21 protein-coding genes are annotated in these 20,670 nt (G+C 34.4%); 3 read left to right on the top strand and 18 right to left on the bottom strand.

Annotated elements, in window-relative coordinates:
• Window positions 1–198: 198 nt before the first annotated feature.
• From CLOLE_RS07905 to CLOLE_RS07855, 11 genes are all read right to left on the bottom strand, one after another.
• The gene (locus CLOLE_RS07905) at window positions 199–732 is read right to left on the bottom strand and encodes a GNAT family N-acetyltransferase (RefSeq protein WP_013656572.1); all 534 of its coding nucleotides are present in this window, start codon (window positions 730–732) and stop codon (window positions 199–201) included.
• Window positions 733–887: 155 nt separating this feature from the next.
• Complete coding sequence (locus CLOLE_RS22945) at window positions 888–1,064, bottom strand: GNAT family N-acetyltransferase (RefSeq protein ID WP_013656571.1); 177 nt, start codon at window positions 1,062–1,064, stop codon at window positions 888–890.
• A gap of 13 nt (window positions 1,065–1,077) precedes the next feature.
• Window positions 1,078–1,644, bottom strand: coding sequence for an AAA family ATPase (locus CLOLE_RS07895; protein ID WP_013656570.1), 567 nt, complete (start codon window positions 1,642–1,644; stop codon window positions 1,078–1,080).
• A gap of 347 nt (window positions 1,645–1,991) precedes the next feature.
• On the bottom strand, window positions 1,992–2,258 hold the full coding sequence (locus tag CLOLE_RS07890) for a zinc ribbon domain-containing protein (protein ID WP_013656569.1): 267 nt from the start codon (window positions 2,256–2,258) through the stop codon (window positions 1,992–1,994).
• A 125-nt stretch (window positions 2,259–2,383) separates the two neighbouring features.
• Window positions 2,384–3,307 carry a ketopantoate reductase family protein gene (locus CLOLE_RS07885; protein ID WP_013656568.1) on the bottom strand — a complete coding sequence of 308 codons (924 nt, stop codon included), beginning with the start codon at window positions 3,305–3,307 and terminating at the stop codon, window positions 2,384–2,386.
• Window positions 3,307–5,250, bottom strand: a complete 1,944-nt coding sequence (locus tag CLOLE_RS07880; protein ID WP_013656567.1) for an NAD(+) synthase — start codon at window positions 5,248–5,250, stop codon at window positions 3,307–3,309. The genes CLOLE_RS07885 and CLOLE_RS07880 overlap by 1 nt, the downstream gene beginning before the upstream one ends.
• Window positions 5,251–5,268: 18 nt before the next feature.
• Window positions 5,269–6,801, bottom strand: a complete 1,533-nt coding sequence (locus CLOLE_RS07875; protein ID WP_013656566.1) for a nicotinate phosphoribosyltransferase — start codon at window positions 6,799–6,801, stop codon at window positions 5,269–5,271.
• A 159-nt stretch (window positions 6,802–6,960) separates the two neighbouring features.
• Complete coding sequence (locus CLOLE_RS07870) at window positions 6,961–7,767, bottom strand: ribose-phosphate diphosphokinase (RefSeq protein WP_013656565.1); 807 nt, start codon at window positions 7,765–7,767, stop codon at window positions 6,961–6,963.
• Between the two features lie 104 nt (window positions 7,768–7,871).
• On the bottom strand, window positions 7,872–8,411 hold the full coding sequence (locus tag CLOLE_RS07865) for a cysteine hydrolase family protein (RefSeq protein WP_013656564.1): 540 nt from the start codon (window positions 8,409–8,411) through the stop codon (window positions 7,872–7,874).
• Between the two features lie 313 nt (window positions 8,412–8,724).
• Window positions 8,725–9,699, bottom strand: a complete 975-nt coding sequence (locus CLOLE_RS07860; protein ID WP_013656563.1) for an aldo/keto reductase — start codon at window positions 9,697–9,699, stop codon at window positions 8,725–8,727.
• A gap of 155 nt (window positions 9,700–9,854) precedes the next feature.
• Complete coding sequence (locus tag CLOLE_RS07855) at window positions 9,855–11,555, bottom strand: family 10 glycosylhydrolase (protein ID WP_013656562.1); 1,701 nt, start codon at window positions 11,553–11,555, stop codon at window positions 9,855–9,857.
• Window positions 11,556–11,783: 228 nt separating this feature from the next.
• Between CLOLE_RS07855 and CLOLE_RS07850 the strand changes: the two genes are divergently transcribed.
• Both CLOLE_RS07850 and CLOLE_RS07845 read left to right on the top strand, forming a co-directional pair.
• The gene (locus CLOLE_RS07850; protein WP_013656561.1) at window positions 11,784–12,473 is read left to right on the top strand and encodes a transglycosylase domain-containing protein; all 690 of its coding nucleotides are present in this window, start codon (window positions 11,784–11,786) and stop codon (window positions 12,471–12,473) included.
• A gap of 142 nt (window positions 12,474–12,615) precedes the next feature.
• Complete coding sequence (locus tag CLOLE_RS07845) at window positions 12,616–13,053, top strand: MarR family winged helix-turn-helix transcriptional regulator (protein WP_013656560.1); 438 nt, start codon at window positions 12,616–12,618, stop codon at window positions 13,051–13,053.
• A 56-nt stretch (window positions 13,054–13,109) separates the two neighbouring features.
• Here the strand turns inward: CLOLE_RS07845 and CLOLE_RS07840 are convergent, their stop codons facing one another.
• Genes CLOLE_RS07840 through CLOLE_RS07830 form a run of 3 tightly spaced genes read right to left on the bottom strand, consistent with a single transcriptional unit; the run spans window position 13,110 to window position 14,760 of the window.
• Window positions 13,110–13,517: a hypothetical protein gene (locus CLOLE_RS07840; RefSeq protein WP_013656559.1), complete on the bottom strand. Its 408-nt coding sequence runs from the start codon at window positions 13,515–13,517 to the stop codon at window positions 13,110–13,112.
• A gap of 32 nt (window positions 13,518–13,549) precedes the next feature.
• Window positions 13,550–13,729, bottom strand: coding sequence for a hypothetical protein (locus tag CLOLE_RS07835; protein ID WP_013656558.1), 180 nt, complete (start codon window positions 13,727–13,729; stop codon window positions 13,550–13,552).
• A gap of 29 nt (window positions 13,730–13,758) precedes the next feature.
• Window positions 13,759–14,760, bottom strand: coding sequence for an SPFH domain-containing protein (locus tag CLOLE_RS07830; protein ID WP_013656557.1), 1,002 nt, complete (start codon window positions 14,758–14,760; stop codon window positions 13,759–13,761).
• Between the two features lie 238 nt (window positions 14,761–14,998).
• On the opposite strand from CLOLE_RS07830, the gene CLOLE_RS07825 reads away from it, so the two are divergent.
• Window positions 14,999–16,273 carry an L-cysteine desulfidase family protein gene (locus tag CLOLE_RS07825; RefSeq protein ID WP_013656556.1) on the top strand — a complete coding sequence of 425 codons (1,275 nt, stop codon included), beginning with the start codon at window positions 14,999–15,001 and terminating at the stop codon, window positions 16,271–16,273.
• A gap of 97 nt (window positions 16,274–16,370) precedes the next feature.
• Here CLOLE_RS07825 and CLOLE_RS07820 read toward each other — a convergent pair whose 3' ends face one another.
• From CLOLE_RS07820 to CLOLE_RS07805, 4 genes are all read right to left on the bottom strand, one after another.
• Window positions 16,371–16,688, bottom strand: coding sequence for a DUF1540 domain-containing protein (locus CLOLE_RS07820; RefSeq protein ID WP_013656555.1), 318 nt, complete (start codon window positions 16,686–16,688; stop codon window positions 16,371–16,373).
• 95 nt (window positions 16,689–16,783) lie between these two features.
• Window positions 16,784–18,136, bottom strand: a complete 1,353-nt coding sequence (locus CLOLE_RS07815) for an MATE family efflux transporter (RefSeq protein ID WP_242825777.1) — start codon at window positions 18,134–18,136, stop codon at window positions 16,784–16,786.
• Window positions 18,137–18,183: 47 nt separating this feature from the next.
• Entirely contained in the window at window positions 18,184–18,735 is a 552-nt protein-coding gene (locus CLOLE_RS07810) for a TetR/AcrR family transcriptional regulator (protein WP_013656553.1), read from the bottom strand.
• A 130-nt stretch (window positions 18,736–18,865) separates the two neighbouring features.
• Window positions 18,866–20,584 (bottom strand): methyl-accepting chemotaxis protein, encoded by a 1,719-nt coding sequence (locus CLOLE_RS07805; RefSeq protein WP_013656552.1) that lies wholly within the window; start codon window positions 20,582–20,584, stop codon window positions 18,866–18,868.
• Window positions 20,585–20,670: the final 86 nt, after the last annotated feature.

Below are 20,670 nucleotides of genomic sequence, written 5' to 3'. Positions count from 1 at the left end.
ATAATCTCTCTTAATATCTTTTGTAGTTCTCTCACTATTATCAGCATAGTTCATTTAGCTTTTTGTAAAGTTAACTATAAAAAATGTTAAAATATACAGTCCTATTCGTTCAAAAATATTTCTTTTCATTCCCCCCTATTTCCAACTTCATTCTCTTATAACTAGGAGATTCAGTTTACCCTATAGTATATTTCAAACTTATGCCAGCTTCCATTCGTCATTCAAAATACCATACAAACAAGTATCTGCCCAAATCGGATTTCCTTTCTCATCATGTTTAAAATAAAGATGTTTTATAAACATTCCTTCTTTTCTCATACCGAGCCTCTCTAATAGCATTTGTGATTTTATATTTAATGCATCACATCTAGCAGTTATTCTCCGTACACCTAAGCTATTAAAAGCTACATCTAGTAATGCTGATACAGCTTCTGTAGCGTAGCCCACCCCTTGATATTGCGTATTAAAAAAGAATCCTACCTCCTTTGAATCAAATTCTCCATTTTCATAAATTAGTTCACCTATAACTTTATTAGTTTGCTTTAAACTCACTGCCATAAAATCATCAGTATTTATTCGTCTATGAACTTCCTCTTTAGCCATTTCATCTGTATGTACCATATAAGGTGAGTATCTAATAACTTCTTGATCAGATAAGTATTCCTGTAAATCTTTCCAATCTTCCTCTTGAAAGTTCCTAATGATTAATCGTTTAGTTTCTATTATTTTCATTTTTTCTCCCTATGCTATATACGTATTTAAACTATGCTAATTCTCGCACCTGTAGTAGCGGTAAGGCTATCAAGATTAATATTTCCTATTACCTGATTACTTTCTTTTTCAACAATAGTCCAAATATATGTGTTTTCTTTTTTATATTCCTGTATTCAATTTTTAATGTATTGCCTAGTCTCACTAATACTTTTGTGGATAGAAAATGTAAAGTATTTAAATACATTCCTATCAGACATTACATTAAAATATAATTGCTCACTATCATCTTCGACAAATTTTCTTAGGTACAAATGTTGTGTTTCTAATTGTTTTGTTCCTTGTGGATTCATTAAAACTTCCTCCTTAACCAATTGGATTTTTCTTATTTGATTGAATAATCTCTTTTACAATTTCTAGATTATCATTCAAATCATCTTCTCCATTTACAACTATTTGTTTACATCTTAGCAGCTTTTGCCACTCATCATGCTTAGTCTTACTTCTCATGTTCACATCTCCATTGTCATATGCAGCCGCCCACTCCATAAATTCTAGATGATTCTCATACATATCTCCACCTAGCTCAATTCTTGAACCAAAATGAACTTTTTCTCTTTCCTTTAAGCGCCTAATACGAACATCTTTATCTGTTACTACACGAATTGCAAGTGTAAATAATGGAATCAATTCATCTCCCCAATCCACAAGGGAACCTGAAATAACCACCTTATCTGAGCGCGATATATCTTTCTTCATCATCTGAAGCCGCTCTGTCACTTCTCGCTTTGTAGTATACTTTGGATTTGTGGGTAACCAGAAATAATCATCTGTATCCATAAACGTATATCCAAGCTGCTTAGCTATGAATTTCCCTAATGTAGATGTTCCTGAGCCTGATGCCCCATAAATATGAATTACATTTTTACACATATTTTCCCTCGTTCTTCAATATTCTTCTCGTTATATTCTCATTGATCAACATAAAGTCATTATATACTCGGGGGGGGTAATTTACTATATAATCCGAATAATTTAGTATTTTTAACATAAAATAATCCAAGCATCTCTAAAATCACTAGAAATCCTTGGATTATTTTATGTTACTTATCATATTACTGATCAACTATCAAATTTCATAATGACGTATTCTTTTCTCACTTTTTATTAGGCTTTCTTTTATAAGCAAGAGTTTTTCCATGTCTTCTAATAGTTCTTGGTTCTTCATCTCAAACATCATTTATTTTCCGGCATGATTGGTGGTTGTTGTCTCAGAGGCTTTATGCTTGTTTCCAGCGCTTTAAGGTAGGGAAGAACTCCTTCATCATAGCTCTTGCTTCTTCTGCAGTGGCACATACTTTTTCCTCTACTAAGATCGGTACACAGTTTTCTATTTCTTCTTCCATAGTCACATCACGGATAAAATCCCCTTGGTCATAGCAATACTTACAGTAATCTGTACTTTTACTTCCATCTTGTTCCGTACCATATAACTCATCTGTTTCCCCCATAGGCATACCACAAGATTGACAATATTTTTCTTCCATTTAAAAAACCTCCTTATAATAAGTTATTTGATAGACTTATTATAAGGAGATGAATATGACAACAGCATGTCACATTAATAAAGTTTTTATTTCAAACCCGCTTATAACCTTTGCCAATCCACCAGTTAAATAAGCCCTTTATTTTTTTCTTCTAAAATTTTAATAGCATCATAGAACACTTCATTAATAGGTGTTGGTACACCTACTTCCTTACCCATGGCAATCATTTCACCTGCAAACATTTCTACCTCAGTTGCTCTTTTATTTTCAATATCTTGCAGCATAGAGGTTTTATTACCATATGGAACATGACTAAGTAACTCTCTTTGCGCCAGTAATTCTTCTTCCGTAAAAATAATACCTTTTTTAGCTGCCACAGCAAACACTTCTCGCATAGCTGCTTCTCTTAAATGATTAGCTGTTTCACTTACCTGCCAAGCCCCAAAGGGAATACCTAATATGGCAGAGCTTTGGTTTTCAGCTACATTACAAGCATATTTATGCCAAAGTGCCTTTCTCATATCTAGAGGAATTTTATACTGAATTCCTGCTGTTTCAAAAAGCGTTTTAATAGCCAAAATACGTTCTGATAACACGTCGTTACGTTCTTCTCCAAACTCAATATACCCATTACGTTCATTAAACGAAATGCCCTCATCTGTTCTAATACTACTTAAACGCATTAAAGCATAAATAACCTTGTCACCATAGACCTCTTGAAGCTTTTCTTCACTATTTACCCCATTTAAAAGGGACATAATCACTGTATGCTTACCTACTTGATTTTTAATAGCTTTTGTAGCTGCATCTAACCCTTGATATTTAGTGGCAATCATAACTAAGTCCGCAGGCTCACTTTTTTCCTCAGGTGTAACAATTTGAAATTGATAGGACTTACTATTGATTAAAAGACCTTTTTCTAATCTTGCTTTTCTTTCTCCCTCAGCAATAACAACTAATTTCCCATTTGATAATACAGAAGAAAGCTTAGAAGCCATAAAAGCACCGATTGCACCTATACCAATAATGGCTACTTTTTCAATCTTCATTATTCACTCAGCTCCTCTATTTCACTTAACCATAAACTGCTACAAGCATCACTTGGCATACGCCAGTCTCCTCTTGGTGATAAACAAATACTTCCGATTTTTGGTCCATCAGGCAAACAGCTACGTTTAAATTGTTGACTGAAGAAACGACGATAAAAGACTTTTAGCCATTTTAAAATGGTTTCATGACTATAAAGCTCATCTATTTCCTCTTCTTTAACTGCAAAAGCTGTTTTCGCTAAGAAATAAATTTTACTTGGACTAAAACCAAAACGTAATAAATAATACAAGAAGAAGTCATGAAGTTCGTAAGGCCCTACTGTATCTTCTGTTTTTTGAAGCATCTCCCCGTTTTTACCAACAGGTAAAAGTTCAGGACTAACAGGAGTATCTAACACATCTAGCAAAGTATCCTTTACCTTTTCACTTTGACGTTTAGAAATAGTATAAACCAAGCTTCTTACTAAAGTTTTTGGTACACTTGTATTAACGGCGTACATGCTCATATGGTCCCCATTATAAGTACACCAACCTAGTGCTAACTCACTTAGGTCTCCTGTACCGACTACCATACCTCCACCTTGATTAGCAATGTTCATTAAAATCTTAGTACGCTCTCTAGCTTGGGTATTTTCATAAGTAATGTCATGAACATTTTCATCATGCCCAATATCACTAAAGTGCTGTTTGCAAGCTGCTGCTATAGGAATCTCTCTCATGGTAATGCCTAACTCTCTCATGAGTTGAAGGGCATTTTCATAAGTACGGTCAGTAGTTCCAAAGCCTGGCATAGTTACACCTACAACCCCCTTGCGATCCCAACCTAAATCATCAAAAACTTGAACAGCTACCAGTAGTGCTAAGGTAGAGTCTAAACCACCTGAAATACCAATAATAGCACGCTTGCTGCCTGTATGACTAAGACGCTTTTTAAGTCCTGCTACTTGAAGTGAAAAAATATCTTCACAGCGTTTATCTCTCGTTTCTGCAGCATGAGGCACGAAAGGTTTTCTTGCAATCCTTCCTTTGAAAGTTCCTCTATAGCTTAAAGTCTCGCCTTCTATGCGCCTTACTTCTGGCATAAAAAGCTTTCTACTATCTCCATAGCTCTTTCCTTTGATACGATCTTTTTGAAGACGTTCTAAGTCTATATCCGCTACAAGTACATAATCCGTATCAATCAACTTTTCATTTTCCTTGATAATAGCTCCATTTTCAGCAATTAAGCTATGGCCACTAAAAACAAGGTCTGTTGTAGATTCTTCTGCCCCTGCTGAAACATAAAGGTAAGCGCATAAGGTTCGAGCAGATTGCTGACTAATCAGCTGACGACGGTAATTTCTCTTGGCAATAATTTCATTACTTGCTGATAAATTCACAATTACATTAGCACCAGCTAGTGTCAAAAGAGAACTTGGTGGAATAGGTGTCCACACATCTTCACAGATTTCTACCCCTACTTTTAACTCACCACACTCAAAAAGCAAATCCGTGCCTACAGGTACCTTTTCACCTAATAAGGTCATTTCACCTATACCTAAATCCGTTCCTAGGGCAAACCATCTTTTTTCATAAAACTCATTATAGTTAGGAATATAGCTTTTTGGTACAACCCCTAGCACTTTTCCTTTTAAAAGAACAGCCGCGCAGTTATAAAGTTCGTCTTCAATCATCAATGGAAGACCTAAAACAATTAACATTTCCATCTTCCTAGTTGCCTTGGCGATTTCACCTAAAGCCTTTTTAGCGCTTTCTAAAAGGGTTGTTTGGAAAAATAAATCAGCACAGGTATAACCCGTTATACAAAGCTCAGGAAATCCTATGACCTGCGCCCCTTCCTGATCAGCTAGTTGAATTTGCTTTAAAATCTGTTCTTTATTATAGTAACAATCAGCTACTCTTACACTAGGTACTGCAGCTGCTAGCTTTACAAAGCCATACATATAGTCGTCATCTCCTTTTTAAAAGTCTCCTCTATGAAGTCTATCACGAATCTCCCTCAATGTGTATTGTTTCGTCATTTTTCCGTCCTTAAACACGGTCTTTAATTGATTTTCTGCAGTGATTTCTTCTTTAAAGCTAGTACCATAGCCATCGATATATGTTAACTCACCATCTTTTTCATATACATAGCATAATCCTTTTTGAGATTTTTTAAAGTTACCTGTATCTGTCTTAGGATTTTTAAAAATCTCAATACGATTCTCTTCTTGCTCCGCATAAGTAGCTTTAATGGCAATACCAAAGGTATCTCTAGTATAAGGGTTGAAGCTACCATCTTCATTTTGAAGACATTGCATAGAAAAGCTACCTACACCTAATACTACATTGTTACAAGCAAATCCTTTTTCTAGTAATCTTTCATAAATGGCAATAGCACGTTGTGGTGTAATGCTGTCTCCATAGATTGCTTTAATATGTGAATCCAATACTTTATAACCTTTACTATTAACGCTGCCACCAAAACTTTCCCATAAACACTGAACCGTTCCTTTTTCTTCTGGTGTTTCACCACTGTTTCTGCTAGTACCGCAAATAATATCCACAGGATCGCCACTATCTCCTCTAACAAGTAGTGTCCCTTCGTGAGCCATAATCTCTTTTTCACAAGCTGGTAGAAGCTCCGTCACTAGGCGCCAGTAATCATAGCTATCACTTACCATAGAAAAATGATGCTTTGGATAAATTTCCGTTAAAAGGCGTTTAATCATCACTGTTTCATCGCCATCTACAGCATAGTTAGAACACATCACACTATGCTCTGTGCTAATAGCTCCAAAAGCCACCTCTTCCTTGGTGCAATCACAGTTATATAAATGCTCTAAATAACTAATAGCTGGGACTGTGGCAGTATTTACAAAAGATAAACAAAAGGCAGCACTACTTTTAATAGCACTCTCTGTGCTTTCTTGACCTCTCATAGAAAAATCTCCTAAAGCACGTCTCCTTGGTACATTGTCTTCTACACTTAAATCATAATAGTGATTAACAATTTGACGGTATTTATATCCTACATTAGCACTTATCATTGTATGCCATAAATTACAGGAAATATTGGTTTCAATAGTATTCACAAGCCATACAAAATCTGGATGGGTATTACTTACTTCTAACATAGGTACTTTAATAGGTACTCTCGTTCCTTCTGGCACCGCTTTGATTTCTAATGGCAAGTATCCTAAATCATGAAGTGCTGCAATTTTCTCTAAGCCATAAGCCCCTTTTCCTAAGGTAGCCGTTAGCAGCCTCTCATACTCAGCCAGTACCTCCTCTTTAGGTCTATTAAAGAAATTATCGTTAAAAGCCCCAATCAGATAAGTCTTAATAAAACCTTGTAGCCCAAACATAATAAGGTGTTCTTCCCCCTCTATTCTACTCATACGAGGCGTAAAATAAGAAGCCATTTTCGTTAGCCCTTTAGGATATTGCTCGGCATGTGTGGTTTTATAATAATCCAATAATAATAGTGGATTGATATTGATTCCAAAATTCATTTTTAATCTCCCCTTATCTCTTCCTATTTCTTAATACCTATTTTCATGGTCCTGCTATGATTACAAAAGTAACTTAATACAATATAATTTTTAAAATGAAAGAAGATAAATGTCCTCAAAGCGCTCCTCTGATTTCTTCATAGCGCGTGTTAGATTAAGTTATTGTGATCTATAACTAACTGGTAACACTGTAATTTTCTCATGTGTTTTAGTTAATAAGCTAGAAGTTGTATAAATGCGGCGAATTAAATCGCCTTCCATAAGTTTACCTTCTAAAATACTATTTTCGCAGTGGGTAACGTATAAATCAATTTGCTTTGCACCCAAAGCTTTAAGCTTTAAAGCTGAAAAATAGAAGGTACCACCAAAGCTACTAATATCATCAATAATCAGTACATTAAATGGCTCTTTAGGTAGATGCCCTGAAACCTCTAAACCCTTAATCTCACCTGTTTCCCAATCTCTTTGCTTAATCCCAAAAGCATTTGGAAATTGAAATTGTTCACTATAACGTTTCTGACTACCACTATCAGGATAAAAAATAATATCCTTGCTAGCTACTATGCCACTTTGTTTAACTGCTTCTTCTACATAAGGCTTCACTGACATCTGCTCTACCCTATGTAGTAGCGCACTGGTCACATCTGAATGAGGGTCTAGTACATGAACCTTACTAAAATTTAGGGCATTAATCATTTCACAAAAATACTTTAAAGTAAACACATCTTCCGGTCTCTTAGTGCGATCTTGTCTAGCATTTGGCACATAAGGCATCCATAACTCAATATCATGAATCCCCTTATCCTGTAAATGCCTTGTTAAAAAAGTCACTACTAAAAGTTCTTCATTGTTTTCGTATTGCCAATCAATGTGTATCTTTTCATTCTTCTTTGTGAAGTGTTTTATAAGTAAAGTACCATCTGGAAAATAGCCTGGCTCTATTTGCTTACCATTTATTCGAATCATACCTATGCCTCCTTTATCTACTATCCTTATCCTATACACTCATTTGTCATATGCCTCTTCCCTTTTGCTAAAGTAAATGAATGTAAAACCTTAGATAGCCATTTCTAATTTTCGTTAATAACATTTACCTGACACATCTTCAAGGTTGTTAAGGCACTTGTATGGGTTTCAGGTGTTACACCTGCACAGCAGCTAGCATCTACTGTTAGTGGGATTTCTGGACAATAAGCTTTAAGTACTATGGCATTAGAAACAACGCAAATATCTGTACACAAACCAACAAGCTCTATCTCTACTGCTTCTTTATCATTAAGTACTTTAATCTGCTCCCCTAAAGCTATGCTACCAAAAGTCAGTTTATCAATCACTGGTGTATGAGCTTCTACCAGCTTCTCAATTGGTTCTGCTAATTCCCAACCCCAGGTAGATTTAATACAATGTTCTACTGGTAATTTATTCCCCTCTTGAGTCGTCAAATAATCTTCGAAGTGAGTGTCCCTTGTGAAGAAAATCATTTCTCCCCTAGCTTTATAGTCTTCTATCTTTTTGACAACGCGTGGCACTATAACCTCAGCTTCTTTGGTTCCTAGGCTTCCTGTAATAAAATCATTTTGCATATCGACTACTATAAGCACTTTTTTCATACTATCATCCTCCTTTTAATCATCATGCTTTAAACTTTATTTTAGTGTTAAATACAACCACTTTCAACTTAGTAACTTTTTGTTACTAACTATTCATATGCCTATTATATTCAGTCAAAACTAATTTGTCAATTAATTTAATAAATTTCCTCGTTAAGAATCAAGTCTTTAACTAAGCAAGATAGCAGACACACTAGTTAGCTCCTATGATCTATGAAATGTAAAATGAAATCTTTTCTAAATAGCAAAAAGGAATGTTGCTCATCTCACAACATCCCTTTTGTTTTTATGAATCTCTTAGTATATCTCTACTTTATAAGCAAATAGAATCTCTCATAAATGCCACATCCTCAGTCTCAAGTGTAATATTACCTGCTAAAGCATTTTCTTCTATTTGTTCTAATTTTCTAGCACCACACAATACGTTCATATTATTGCTTTGTGCTGCCACCCAGGCAATAGCTAAATTCCCAAGCGTACAACCATATTTATCACAAAGTGGTAGCCAAGAATCCACACCATCTACAATCTTACTTAAATTCTCTTGCTTGTACCACTTCTTACCGTCTCTTGAGCTACCTAACTCTGGTACATAATCCTTACGAATCTTTCCTGTTAACAAACCTTGTTCCAGTGGTGAATAAGCTTGAAAAGTAACACCATACTTTTCGGCAGCTGGTAAAATTTCTTTTTCAATACGTCTATCAATTAAGCTATACTTTTCTTGAATAATATCTAGCTCACCGTATCTTACATACTCTTCAATATGCCAAGCAGACATATTGGATCCACCAATAGCTCTAATTTTACCTGCTTTTTTAAGTGCCATTAAGGCTTCCATTGTTTCCTCTATAGGCACAATGAAAGGCTCTACACTTTGCCAGTGAGTAAATAAGATATCTATATAATTAGTACCTAAGCGCTTTAAGCTTTGATCTACAGAGTCAATAATAGCTTGTTTTGTTAAGTTTTTATAGACATCAAAACCATCTCTGGAGAAATAATAGCTTCCTACAGTTCGGTCGAACATTAAACCACATTTTGTTGATAAAACCACTTGGTCACGTACAGGCTTAATCGCCTTTCCTACCACTTCTTCACTATGACCAAATCCATATACTGGTGCTGTATCTACAAGGTTAATTCCTTTATCTAATGCCGTGCGAATGGTTTTTATAGATTCGTTATCATCATTAGTTCCCCACCAAGAACCACCACCTATAGCCCAGGTTCCTAAAGCTATTTTAGATACTTCTAAATCAGAATGTCCTATCTTCATTGTTTGCATTTTGTCTCTCCTTTTAGTATCTATTATTTTATTATCATCTTATATAATATCAAATAAATAATCAATAGTTTATAAATAACAAAAAGATTAAAAAAAAGTAAGAATACAGGCTTGAATGCCTCATATTCTTACTTTTCTAGTATTTACTAACGTCTCTAACTAATATAAGTCTTTACACACCAACCAATGGTGCCATCTGCTAATTTCACCTTATACCAATCTCCTAATATAGATAATATCGTAACCTTTGTTCCTTTAGCTAACTTAGCTACGATAGCTCTATCTGTTCTAGCTCCTGCTCTGATATTAAGGCTCGTCGCATTAACTGTACCTTGTTTTGGAAAACTGCTAGTATTTGTTGTACTACCAGCTGTATTGCCATTATTAGTTGTACTTTGACTGGCATCTACCTTGATATACGCTGCACTTGCCCAACCCACTGTGCCGTTAGACAACTTTACTTTATACCAATCTCCTAAAATACTTAGGATAGTAACCTTAGTTCCACTACTTACTTTTGCAACAACTGGTCTATCTGTTCTAGCACCAGATCTAATATTTAAAGTTGTTGCAGATACAACACCTGTTTTTCCCACAGCATTAGGATTTACATTGCTGCTAGAAGAACCTGAACCTGTACCATTTTCAGTATTACTATTACCATTGTTACTACTGTTTCCTCCAGAACCTGTATTTCCTGTACCTGTCACTGGGTTTGCTTTGTAATAATTGCTAATTTTATCTTTGCTTCCCATACGATTACTCAAAAGATCTCTCAAACTAAAGTAAATACTGCCCTCAACTTGGGTATACTTTTCATTGACAGCTAATTGCGTGTCAATTTGAGTTGCCACTACATCACGATAAATCCCTTGTCCAATATATAGCTTAGTAGAAGTACCTACTACTTGATTAGACCACCATTTCACTAAAGTTTCATAATCTGCTTTAGCATGACCTGTTTCCCAATAGATTTGAGGTGTAATGTAATCTAGCCAACCATTTTGAATCCAGGTTCTTGCATCAGCGTATACCGAATAATACGCTTCATTACCTGATGTTGCTGAGCCTAAAGGATCAGAAGTATTATTCTTCCAAATACCTGCTGGGCTAATACCAAAACTGATATTCTTTCCTGAAGAACGATTAATCGCTTTAATAGCATAGCTTACACGAGATACCATATCATTAACTGCTTGACGTCTATGATTAGCTACGGTGCCATCTTTGCTTTCACCTGCTGGAAGTGGATAAGAAGAAGGGTAAAAATAATCATCAAAATGAATCCCATCTACATTATAGTTTGTAGCAATTTCTTTAACTGTATCTACAATATGTACTTTAACTTCTTCTAACTCCGGATTATAGTAGAGTGCATTATTATAACTAAATAACCAAGAAGGATTTAAGCGAGCTGGATGATTAATTGCTAAAGCATTAACATCTGTGCCACTGGTTGTTACACGATAAGGATTTAACCATGCATGAAGTTCCATTCCTCTTTTATGTGCTTCTTCTACCATAAAAGCTAATGGGTCATAGCCTGGCTCTTGCCCTTGCGTGCCTGTTAATACGTCTGACCAAGGATTAATATGAGACTTATATAAGGCATCAGCTTTTGGCCTTACTTGTACAAAAACAGCATTAATACCTATGGCTTTTAACTGGTCTAACTTTTCGGTGAACTCACTTTTTTGAGCACTTATATTATTTTTAGTGCTTGGATAATCTAAATTATAAACTGTCGATATCCAAATCCCTCTTAATTGTTTACTTTGTGTTTGGGCTAGTGCATTCACACTAAACATACTCACTATGAGCATAAACACAGTGAATACTGAAACTACTTTTTTCACTTTCTTTCCTCCTTTGGCGATATTCTAGCTTTTTTTAGGTTTTTCTTCTTTAAATTATAAAGGGACTCCCACAATTTGTAAATGTTTGTCATCTATTTGTTATGTAGTTATGATGTTTAGCTTCTAAATGTTACAAAACTGAAAGAAAACTGTCACCAAAATCCTATAGTTTAGCTATTCATTTAGCTTTATAATAAATCTATAAATAAAAGAAAGGAGCTTATTACTATGAAATATATTAAAAATCTATTTAAAGGTATGCTCATTCTTCTACTTGTATTAACTATTAGTGGCATAGGCTATGGTTACTTTGCTTATCATCGCACTATTAACGCCTATCCCATAAAAGAAACAATCGTAGCACTTCAAAATAGTGAGAACTATACACACTTTGATGAAATTAGCCCTACTTTTCTTGATGCCATCGTGGCCATTGAGGACCATCGCTTTTATAAGCATGGTGCTGTAGACCTTATTGGTCTTGGCCGTGCACTCATTACGAATGTGGTCTGTGGTAACATTGAGCAAGGCGGCAGTACCATCACTCAGCAACTAGCCAAAAATCTCTTTTTAGATAAAACACAAACTTTAGAACGTAAGCTCAAGGAAATGTTTATCGCTTATGAATTAGAGAATCTTTATAGTAAAGAAGAAATTCTCGAACTTTATGTCAACGCCATTTATTATGGAGATGGCAATACAGGTATTACTATGGCTAGTCAAAATTACTTTAATAAAACACCTAAAGAGCTTACTTTCGATGAAGCCACTTTATTAGCAGGACTTCCTCAAGCGCCTTCAGCTTATGCACTTAGTAACCATTATGATGCTGCATTAAAAAGACAATCACAAGTTATTACTGCACTTGTTGCCTTTTCTGATGATTATAATCATCTTACTGATGCCAATATGCCTTAACACCCAAAAATGTTCACCTATATTTGGACAATTTATGGGTATTTTTTTGTAAATAATTATGGTATTTAATGCAATTGACTATTTATACTAAATATTCTAATATATTATTATGTTTAATTTTTAATATTTAAGGAGTTTTAATGTGATATCTCAAAATCTCGAAGCCATAACAAGCTACTTATGGCGTCAATCCTCAGAACGTATTAATCATCTTTTGGCAACTGAAACCGACTTCAATATTAGTGACTACTATTATCTTCTAGCTATTCATAACATGAAGCATCCCAATTTTGGAGATGTGGCAGACGTTTTATCTCTCACTAAACCAGCTATTTCTGCACTTATAAAAAGACTTCAAAAGCACCAGCTTATCGAAAAGGTTCAATCAGAAGAAGATAAACGTGTGTACTATCTTCAATTAACCACAAAGGGAAAAGAAATCGTAGAGGGCGATTACCAAATTTATTCCCATATTGAATCACTTATTTCGTCTAGTGTTAGTTCAGACCAACTTCAAGCACTAGATTGTTTATTAGAGGTCGTTATTTCTTTAATTCGTACTTCCCAAGAGCAAAACTAGACCCACTAAAAGGGCTAAGTCTATTCATGTTACTGCAATAGACTTAGCCCTTTTGCTTAATCTGTCTTTAATATTTCTTCTATATAAGCTCTATTCTTCTCAAGCAGGGGGGATTTAGCTATTAAGATATAAATATCTTTAATATCTCTAATCCACTTATGGATATGCGCTTCTGTCTGCCTATAACTTGCTAATCGATATTTAATATCTGTCTCAGCCTTTATGCTCCATTCAGTTTTACCCTCCTTGGCTATTTGCTGATTTATAAAAGCAAATAACTGTTCTTTTAAGGCTTCTAAATTCAAATGAAGCTCTACATACTCCGGTAGCCTTACTTCTTCTCTTTTATGATTAATGGTATATTCATCACTCCAAAGTTCTAGTTGTCCTATGAGTTCTTCAAGTTTCCTCACATCCCCTTCAAATTCCTCATATTCTGCTTGTATGATGTCATTATCCCTCATGCTTTTCTCCTTAATTACCTATGATTTTCTATTTATTCTTCTTTTGTAGCACTTTTCTTACGCTTTTTTACACACTCGGTAAGTAAATATTCTATTTGTCCATTAATCGAGCGAAAGTCATCTTCTGCCCAAGCTGCTAGCTCATTCCAAAGACCTGGTGACAATCTCAGTAGAACCTGTTTTTTTTCTTTTTCTTTCGCTTTGCTGTCCATATCCTCTAGGTCCTTTCTATATATGATTTCTAATAGATCGTACCACTATTAACGATTGGCTGTGCATCTTTATTCCCACAAAGTACCACAAGTAAATTACTTACCATAGCAGCCTTACGTTCTTCGTCTAGCTCTACCACACTATTCTCATTAAGTTGTTTAAGCGCCATCTCTACCATGCCTACCGCACCTTCAACAATTTTTTGTCTTGCTGCAATAATTGCTACTGCTTGCTGTCTTTGAAGCATAGCTGAAGCAATTTCTGGTGCGTAAGATAAATGAGTGATGCGTACTTCTAAAATCTCAATACCTGCAATATTAACTTTTTCTTGAAGCTCTTTTTTCATAATGTCAGCTACTTCTTGACTACTGCCACGCAAAGATTTTTCATCACTACCTTCTGTTTCTGCGCCATCATAAGGATAGCATCTTGCTACATTACGAATCACAGAATCACATTGAGTAGAAATATAATTTTTGTAATTGTCTACGTTAAAGACAGCCTGTGCTGAATTTCTAACCTGCCAAATAACAATTGCACCTATTTCAATAGGATTTCCTAATTCATCATTTACTTTTTGCTTTTTATTTTCTAATGTAGTCGCTTTAAGAGATACTTTTTTACTCCCCGTTTCAATCCCTTGAATATTAATATCATTAGCTCCTTGAGCTGTAGCTACTTGAACCCCTGATTTAACAGTTGGATTAATACTTGTGCAGAATGGATTTACCCAATAAAATCCCTCCTTTTTTAATGTACCCTGATACTTTCCAAATAATGTAAGTACTAATGCTTCATTAGGATTGATTACCTTAAGTCCTGCAAATAGAAAGAAGGTTGAAATAAAGCCAATACCTGCTACAATGCAAATAGTAACTGTTAATGCTACAGAAACTTTCGCAACAAAGCCTATACTTAATGGAAATGCAGCTATGCAGATAACCATTAATAATATAGTTCCCAATAACATTCCCATCCCACTTTTGGTTTTCATTTCTTTTTCATCATATATTTTCTTCTTATCCTCCATCACATTCACTCCTCCGCTTCTTATACTTTTAATATCATTCTGATATCATATTAATATGATATCATTTTCTATTACCAAGTCAATGTACTTTATAAAAATTTAATAAATAACCCAAATTCAATTTTATCTGATATTCAAACTTCCAAATTTAATTTTTTGAATCTGTTTTTTCTTTATGCTACAATTAGTCTATAGATATGTTTAAACATTATTGATTACTAGAAATGAGGGCCAATCGATGCAGACCACACATCATTATCAAGATTTTTTAGCCATACTAAAAGAAGAATTAGTCCCAGCAATGGGATGTACAGAACCTATTGCCCTAGCTTTTGCTGCTGCTAAAGCTAGAGAAGTATTAGGTGATTTTCCTGACCATGTAATTGCCAAATGTAGTGGTAACATTATTAAGAACGTTAAATGCGTTACTATTCCTAATACAGACGATTTAGTAGGTATAGAAGCCAGTGTTGTTATGGGTATTGTGGCTGGTGACGCTTCAAAAGAAATGGAAGTTTTATCATCTGCTACAACCAAGCAACTTACTAAGGTAAAGCACCTCTTATCAGAAGACTTTTGTAAAGTAGAGCTTTTAGAAAGTCCATTACAACTCCATATCCAACTGGAAGTCTTTAAAGATGATCAGCAAGTGATGTTAGAAATTAAACATAGTCATATCCATATCACTCAGATTATAAAAAACGGAAAACTTCTTTATAGCGGTGAAGATTCTGATGATAAATATTTAGGAACTTTTACGGACCGTAGCATTTTAAGCTTAAAAGCTATTAAAGCTTTTGCAGATACAGTTAACCTAGAAGATGTTGCGCCTCTTATGGATTTACAAATAGCTTATAATATGGCGATTGCTAAGGAAGGTTTAAATGGCGATTACGGTCTAGGCATTGGCAAAGTCATTTTAGAGTCTTATTCTAGAGGTATTGTAACAGATATAAAAGCTTATACTTCTGCTGCTTCTGAAGCACGTATGAGCGGCTGTGTCCTTCCTGTTATTATTAATTCAGGTAGCGGTAATCAAGGCTTAACCTCTTCTATTCCAATTGTAGTATATGCAAAGGAAAAGGGCATCTCTAAGGAAAAGCTTTATCGTGCTCTAGTCTTTTCTAACCTTCTAACCATTCATCAAAAGACATTTATTGGTAGATTATCTGCTTTTTGTGGTGCTGTTTCTGCTTCCTGTGCAAGTGGCGCTGCCATCACTTATCTAGAGCATGGCAGTATGGAACAAATTCAAAAAACCATAGTAAATACCTTAGCTAATATCTCTGGTATTATTTGTGATGGTGCTAAAGCCTCTTGTGCCTCTAAGATTGCCTCTAGTTTAGATGCTGCTATGATGGCTCATTATTTAGCCATGCAAAATAAGGCTTATGCACCTTTTACAGGTATTGTTCAAGATGGTATTGAAGAAACCATTAGCTGTGTAGGTTATATTGGTAAAGAAGGAATGAAACAAACTGATTTAGAAATCTTAAAAATTATGATTAGCTAATCATCTCCTTAACACCCTTGTCTTATAATAAATAGTTATTTTAATAAACAGAAAAAGAAGTTATCCTTTGATTTTCAAGGATAACTTCTTTTTCTGTTTATTTACTAATAAAAGCCTCACATAAAGTATCTTCACAAGCACAACAGGCTGTACTTGTACTACTAATAGGCACATATTCCGCTCTGCATTCCTCGTTAGCATTGTAAACACATTGAGTTGCACTACATTTAATCTGAACCACTTCTTCTGGTTCTTTTGCACAATTGCTAGCTACATATTCGCCTTCATTAAAACTTTCACAACAAGTTGCTTCTTTATTAGTTGCACCTTCTTTTCCTACATGAATATAATCTAACGAACAATAATTGCATTCATTATACGAGCAATTCTTAACATCACATTTTAAAGTTGGCATCTTTATTCTCCTTTTAAATAGAAATCCTTCTATACTATTTTGGAGACTTTTTGCCGTATTTATTCTTATTTTTATGAACACAAATCATTTTAAATTTATATTTTTTTCGTTTTTACTAATAGCATAGCAATTATTACTGTAATCAGCTCTGTAATAGGCATTACTAACCAAATTCCTGTAACCCCTAACCATATTGGTAATATAAATACTAAAATCACACAAATAACAATTCCTCTTAAAAGGCAAATAATCAATGATATCTTAGGTCTTAAGACAGATTGAAAATAGGTGCTATAAAAGATATTTAAGCTCATCATTAAGAAGGCCACAAAATAAAGTCTTATAGCATCTCTGGCTAAAGTCAAAATTTCTGAAGTTGGATTAACAAATAATGCAACTGTTATATCTGGGTACAATGCCCCTAATAAAAAGATGACTAGTCCAATAACAAAAGCTGTTATAGCCCCTAATCTTCTTACATTTGCCACACGTTCTAACTGCCTAGCACCATAGTTAGTAGCCATAATAGGCTGTGCTCCCTGTGATACCCCATTAAACAGTGACATGGCTACAATAGCACTATTAGCAATAATACTATATACAACCACACCTACTTCTCCTATATATTTAAGAAGCTGTAGGTTGAAAAGCAGTACGACAATACCACTGGCAATTTCTATTAAAAAGCTTGGTAAACCACTATGGAGAATTCTCCTCATAATCTCCCAGTTCCACTTTTCTTTCATAAGCCTCATTTTATTATGATGTGATAAAAAGTGAGTCAGCAAAATACCAACTGAAAGTGTAGACCCTAAAACAGTTGCTATAGCACCTCCTGCCATGCCCATATTGAAATCAAAGATAAAAATATAATCTAATATAATATTGGTTACACCACCTGTAATAACAGCTACCATTGCTGTTTTCGGTGCACCATCATTTCTTACAAAGGCTTGTAATAAACTAGAAAATACAAATATCGGGCAAAAGTTCACCAAATACTTACCATAGCTTGTAAATAGTATTATATTTTCTTTCGTACAGCCTAAGGCATAACCTAAAGGTTCTAAAAAAATACTCCCAATCACCATATAAAGAATGGCTATCACACTACTTGCTATAACCGAATGTGTAAAGTACCTATTTGCTAATTTTCTATCACCACTCCCATTAGCTACAGACATGAGAACTGCGCCACCTACACCTAATAGTAACCCTGTTCCAAAAAACAAGTTAAATACAGGTAAAATTAAATTAAGAGCAGCTATACCTCTAGGGCCAACACCTTTTCCAATCATAATGGTATCTGCTAGTACATAAATAGAAGTGACTAAGGTTGCACTAATAGATGGCAATAAGTATTTAAAAAATAGCTTTCGTGTATCTTCATGAAGTAAATCCATAAGCCTTATTCCTCCTAATAAAATCAACTCAATTCTTTCGTACATTCGTACGACAAGATTCACTTTATCATACCGCCTAACCTATGTCAATCTTAATCATACAGCATAACAATTACCTTATGAACTACTAAAGATACCTCTACACTAGTTTCATCCAGTAACAATTGAAGTGCAATACCATCAATAATGGCTAGCAGTAAGCTGGCACTTAATAGGTGCTCCTTATCTTGTGCTTTAATTTCTCCATAAAGATATTCTGCAAATTGTATTCTCCACAAATGATATTTTTCTTTCATTTTTTTTAACATAATTGTATTACCAGAAAAAGCTTCTCCCATCAGATAATAATCCAGTTTCATAAAATACTCACTTGATGTCATTTGCTGAAAAACATTTTCTAATGCTACTTTTTTTTCTTCCAAGGTATTACATTTAAAAGCTTCTTGTAGTAATAAGTCTTGCTTTTCGGTAGTCATCTCAAAAATATCAAATAGTAATTCTTCCTTACTCGGATAATGATAAGTAAAAGTTCCCACACTAATTACTGCTGCTTTAGCTATGTCACGAACAGAAGTTTCTTTTATTCCTTTTTGCAGAATCAAGTTAAAAGCTGCGTCTATAATTTTCTGCTTTCCTTTTTTCATTCATGTTGCTCCTTTTATTTTAATCCTAGTCTGTCTTATTATATCATTTTACCTATCAATTCATATCATTCATTTATGTTAAAAGACTTCTAGCCATTTTATTTTAAATCAGCTAGAAGTCTTCTTTATACTACTTTACATTATATTTAATCATTTCTTGATTGAGACGTTTCACTATTTCTCTATTAGCTTTTGTTAATTTCTCTGCCATTTTCATATTGCCTTCTAGATACTCTATACTATGAGTGACCGTTTCAATTTCTGAATTATTTTCTTCTGAAGTAGCAGCAATAGTATCTATCGCCTCTTGTACACCTTCAATGGCACTAAATAAACTATTTGTTTTGACCTCCAAGTCACACATACTTTTTTCAATGCTCTCCATATTTTTGGTATAGAACTTGCTTGTATTTGCAAACTCATTATACTCTTCTAATATATGATGATTAATAAAAGCAAGCATTTGTTTAGCCATTTCTGCTAAATCTTCCGTAATCATAATAATATGCTCACTGACTACCTGTATCTCTGTAGCGGCATTTTTAGAATAAGCGGCTAACTGACTGATCTCTCCTGCAACTATTGCAAAACCTTTACCAGCTTCTCCGGCCCTTGCAGCTTCAATACTAGCATTTAGTGCCAGCAAATTAGTCTGCGCAGATATCCCCAGTATATTATTGGTTAGAACTTTTATTTCCTCAATTTCTTTAGCTTGTTCTAGTTTTTCTACAAGAACTTCGTTAATGTGTGTATAAGTCTTTTCTGCCAATAACTTTGAATCTGTTATCTTTTGATTTAAGTCTTCTGTTTTCTGATAAACACTTTTAATTAATGAAGTATTTTCCTCTGTTAAAGATACTAAACCTTCTGTGGTAGAACGTACATTACCTGTGGATACCTGCACTTTCTCTAAAGAACTTGCCAGACCTTCTGTAGCTCGATTCATTTCATTCATCATCATAGCAATACGAGCTACTTCATCACTAGATTGAACCATAGCCTGTGTCATTCGCTGTGTACTGCTATCTAGCTGCGTGGAAGAGTCTATTACCTCTGTTATGGTGAGTTTAGTTTTATCTAACATAGCATTTAAACTGTCTGCTATTACTTCAAACTCATCTCCTGTATGAATATCTACAGTTTTTGTTAAATCCCCATCGCTAAATACCACATCACAAATCTTATTATTAACTATTCTTAAATTCTTTCCTATTTGACGTACAATCAGTAAAGCAACTCCAATGGAAAGTAAAATACAAATAACTGATCCTATTAATATATATTTAATAAGATTTTGTAATTCATTACGGATAGTAGCAATTTCGCAATCAACACCTACTATTCCAACTACTGCTTGTTGCCTATTATAAATAGGTGCATATGCTGTGAAATAAGTCCCCCACTTATCACTCGTTATCTCTTGGTCTACCGTTACATGACCTTCTAAGGCTTCAAGTAGTTCTGGATAAGCTTCATAAGCATCGCCGATTAATGCTTTCGTGTCTGCATCATCTGCATCCACTACAAATTGAACATAGGTTCCATCTAAAGGCTTCATGGTATAAATATAGGTTATCTTTTTATCTTCCAAAAAATCTCTTAAACAAGTTAAGATTTCTATGTAAGCCTCTGAATCTTCTTCCCCTATTTGAATACCATCATGAATATCCCCATCAATTTGCTTAGCAATCACTTTAGCGATTTCCATCATGTGAGACTTATTGGTCCCGATTAAATAATTAGACATAGTCTTATAAGAAATCATGCTTATCATTAAAATAGTAATCATACACAAGACAATTATGGCGATTAAAAGTTTTATTTCAACGCCTATTTTTCTTGTCTTCACCTCTTACCAGCTCCTTTATTTACCATTCTCATTTATCAATATAATCATTATATCAAATTCAATAAAATTTTAATACTCTAAAAATT

The organism is Cellulosilyticum lentocellum DSM 5427, from assembly GCF_000178835.2.
GTDB classification, from domain to species: Bacteria; Bacillota; Clostridia; order Lachnospirales; family Cellulosilyticaceae; genus Cellulosilyticum; species Cellulosilyticum lentocellum.
Note: the sequence above shows the minus strand (reverse complement) of the source record. Positions and strands in the feature narration are given on the sequence as shown.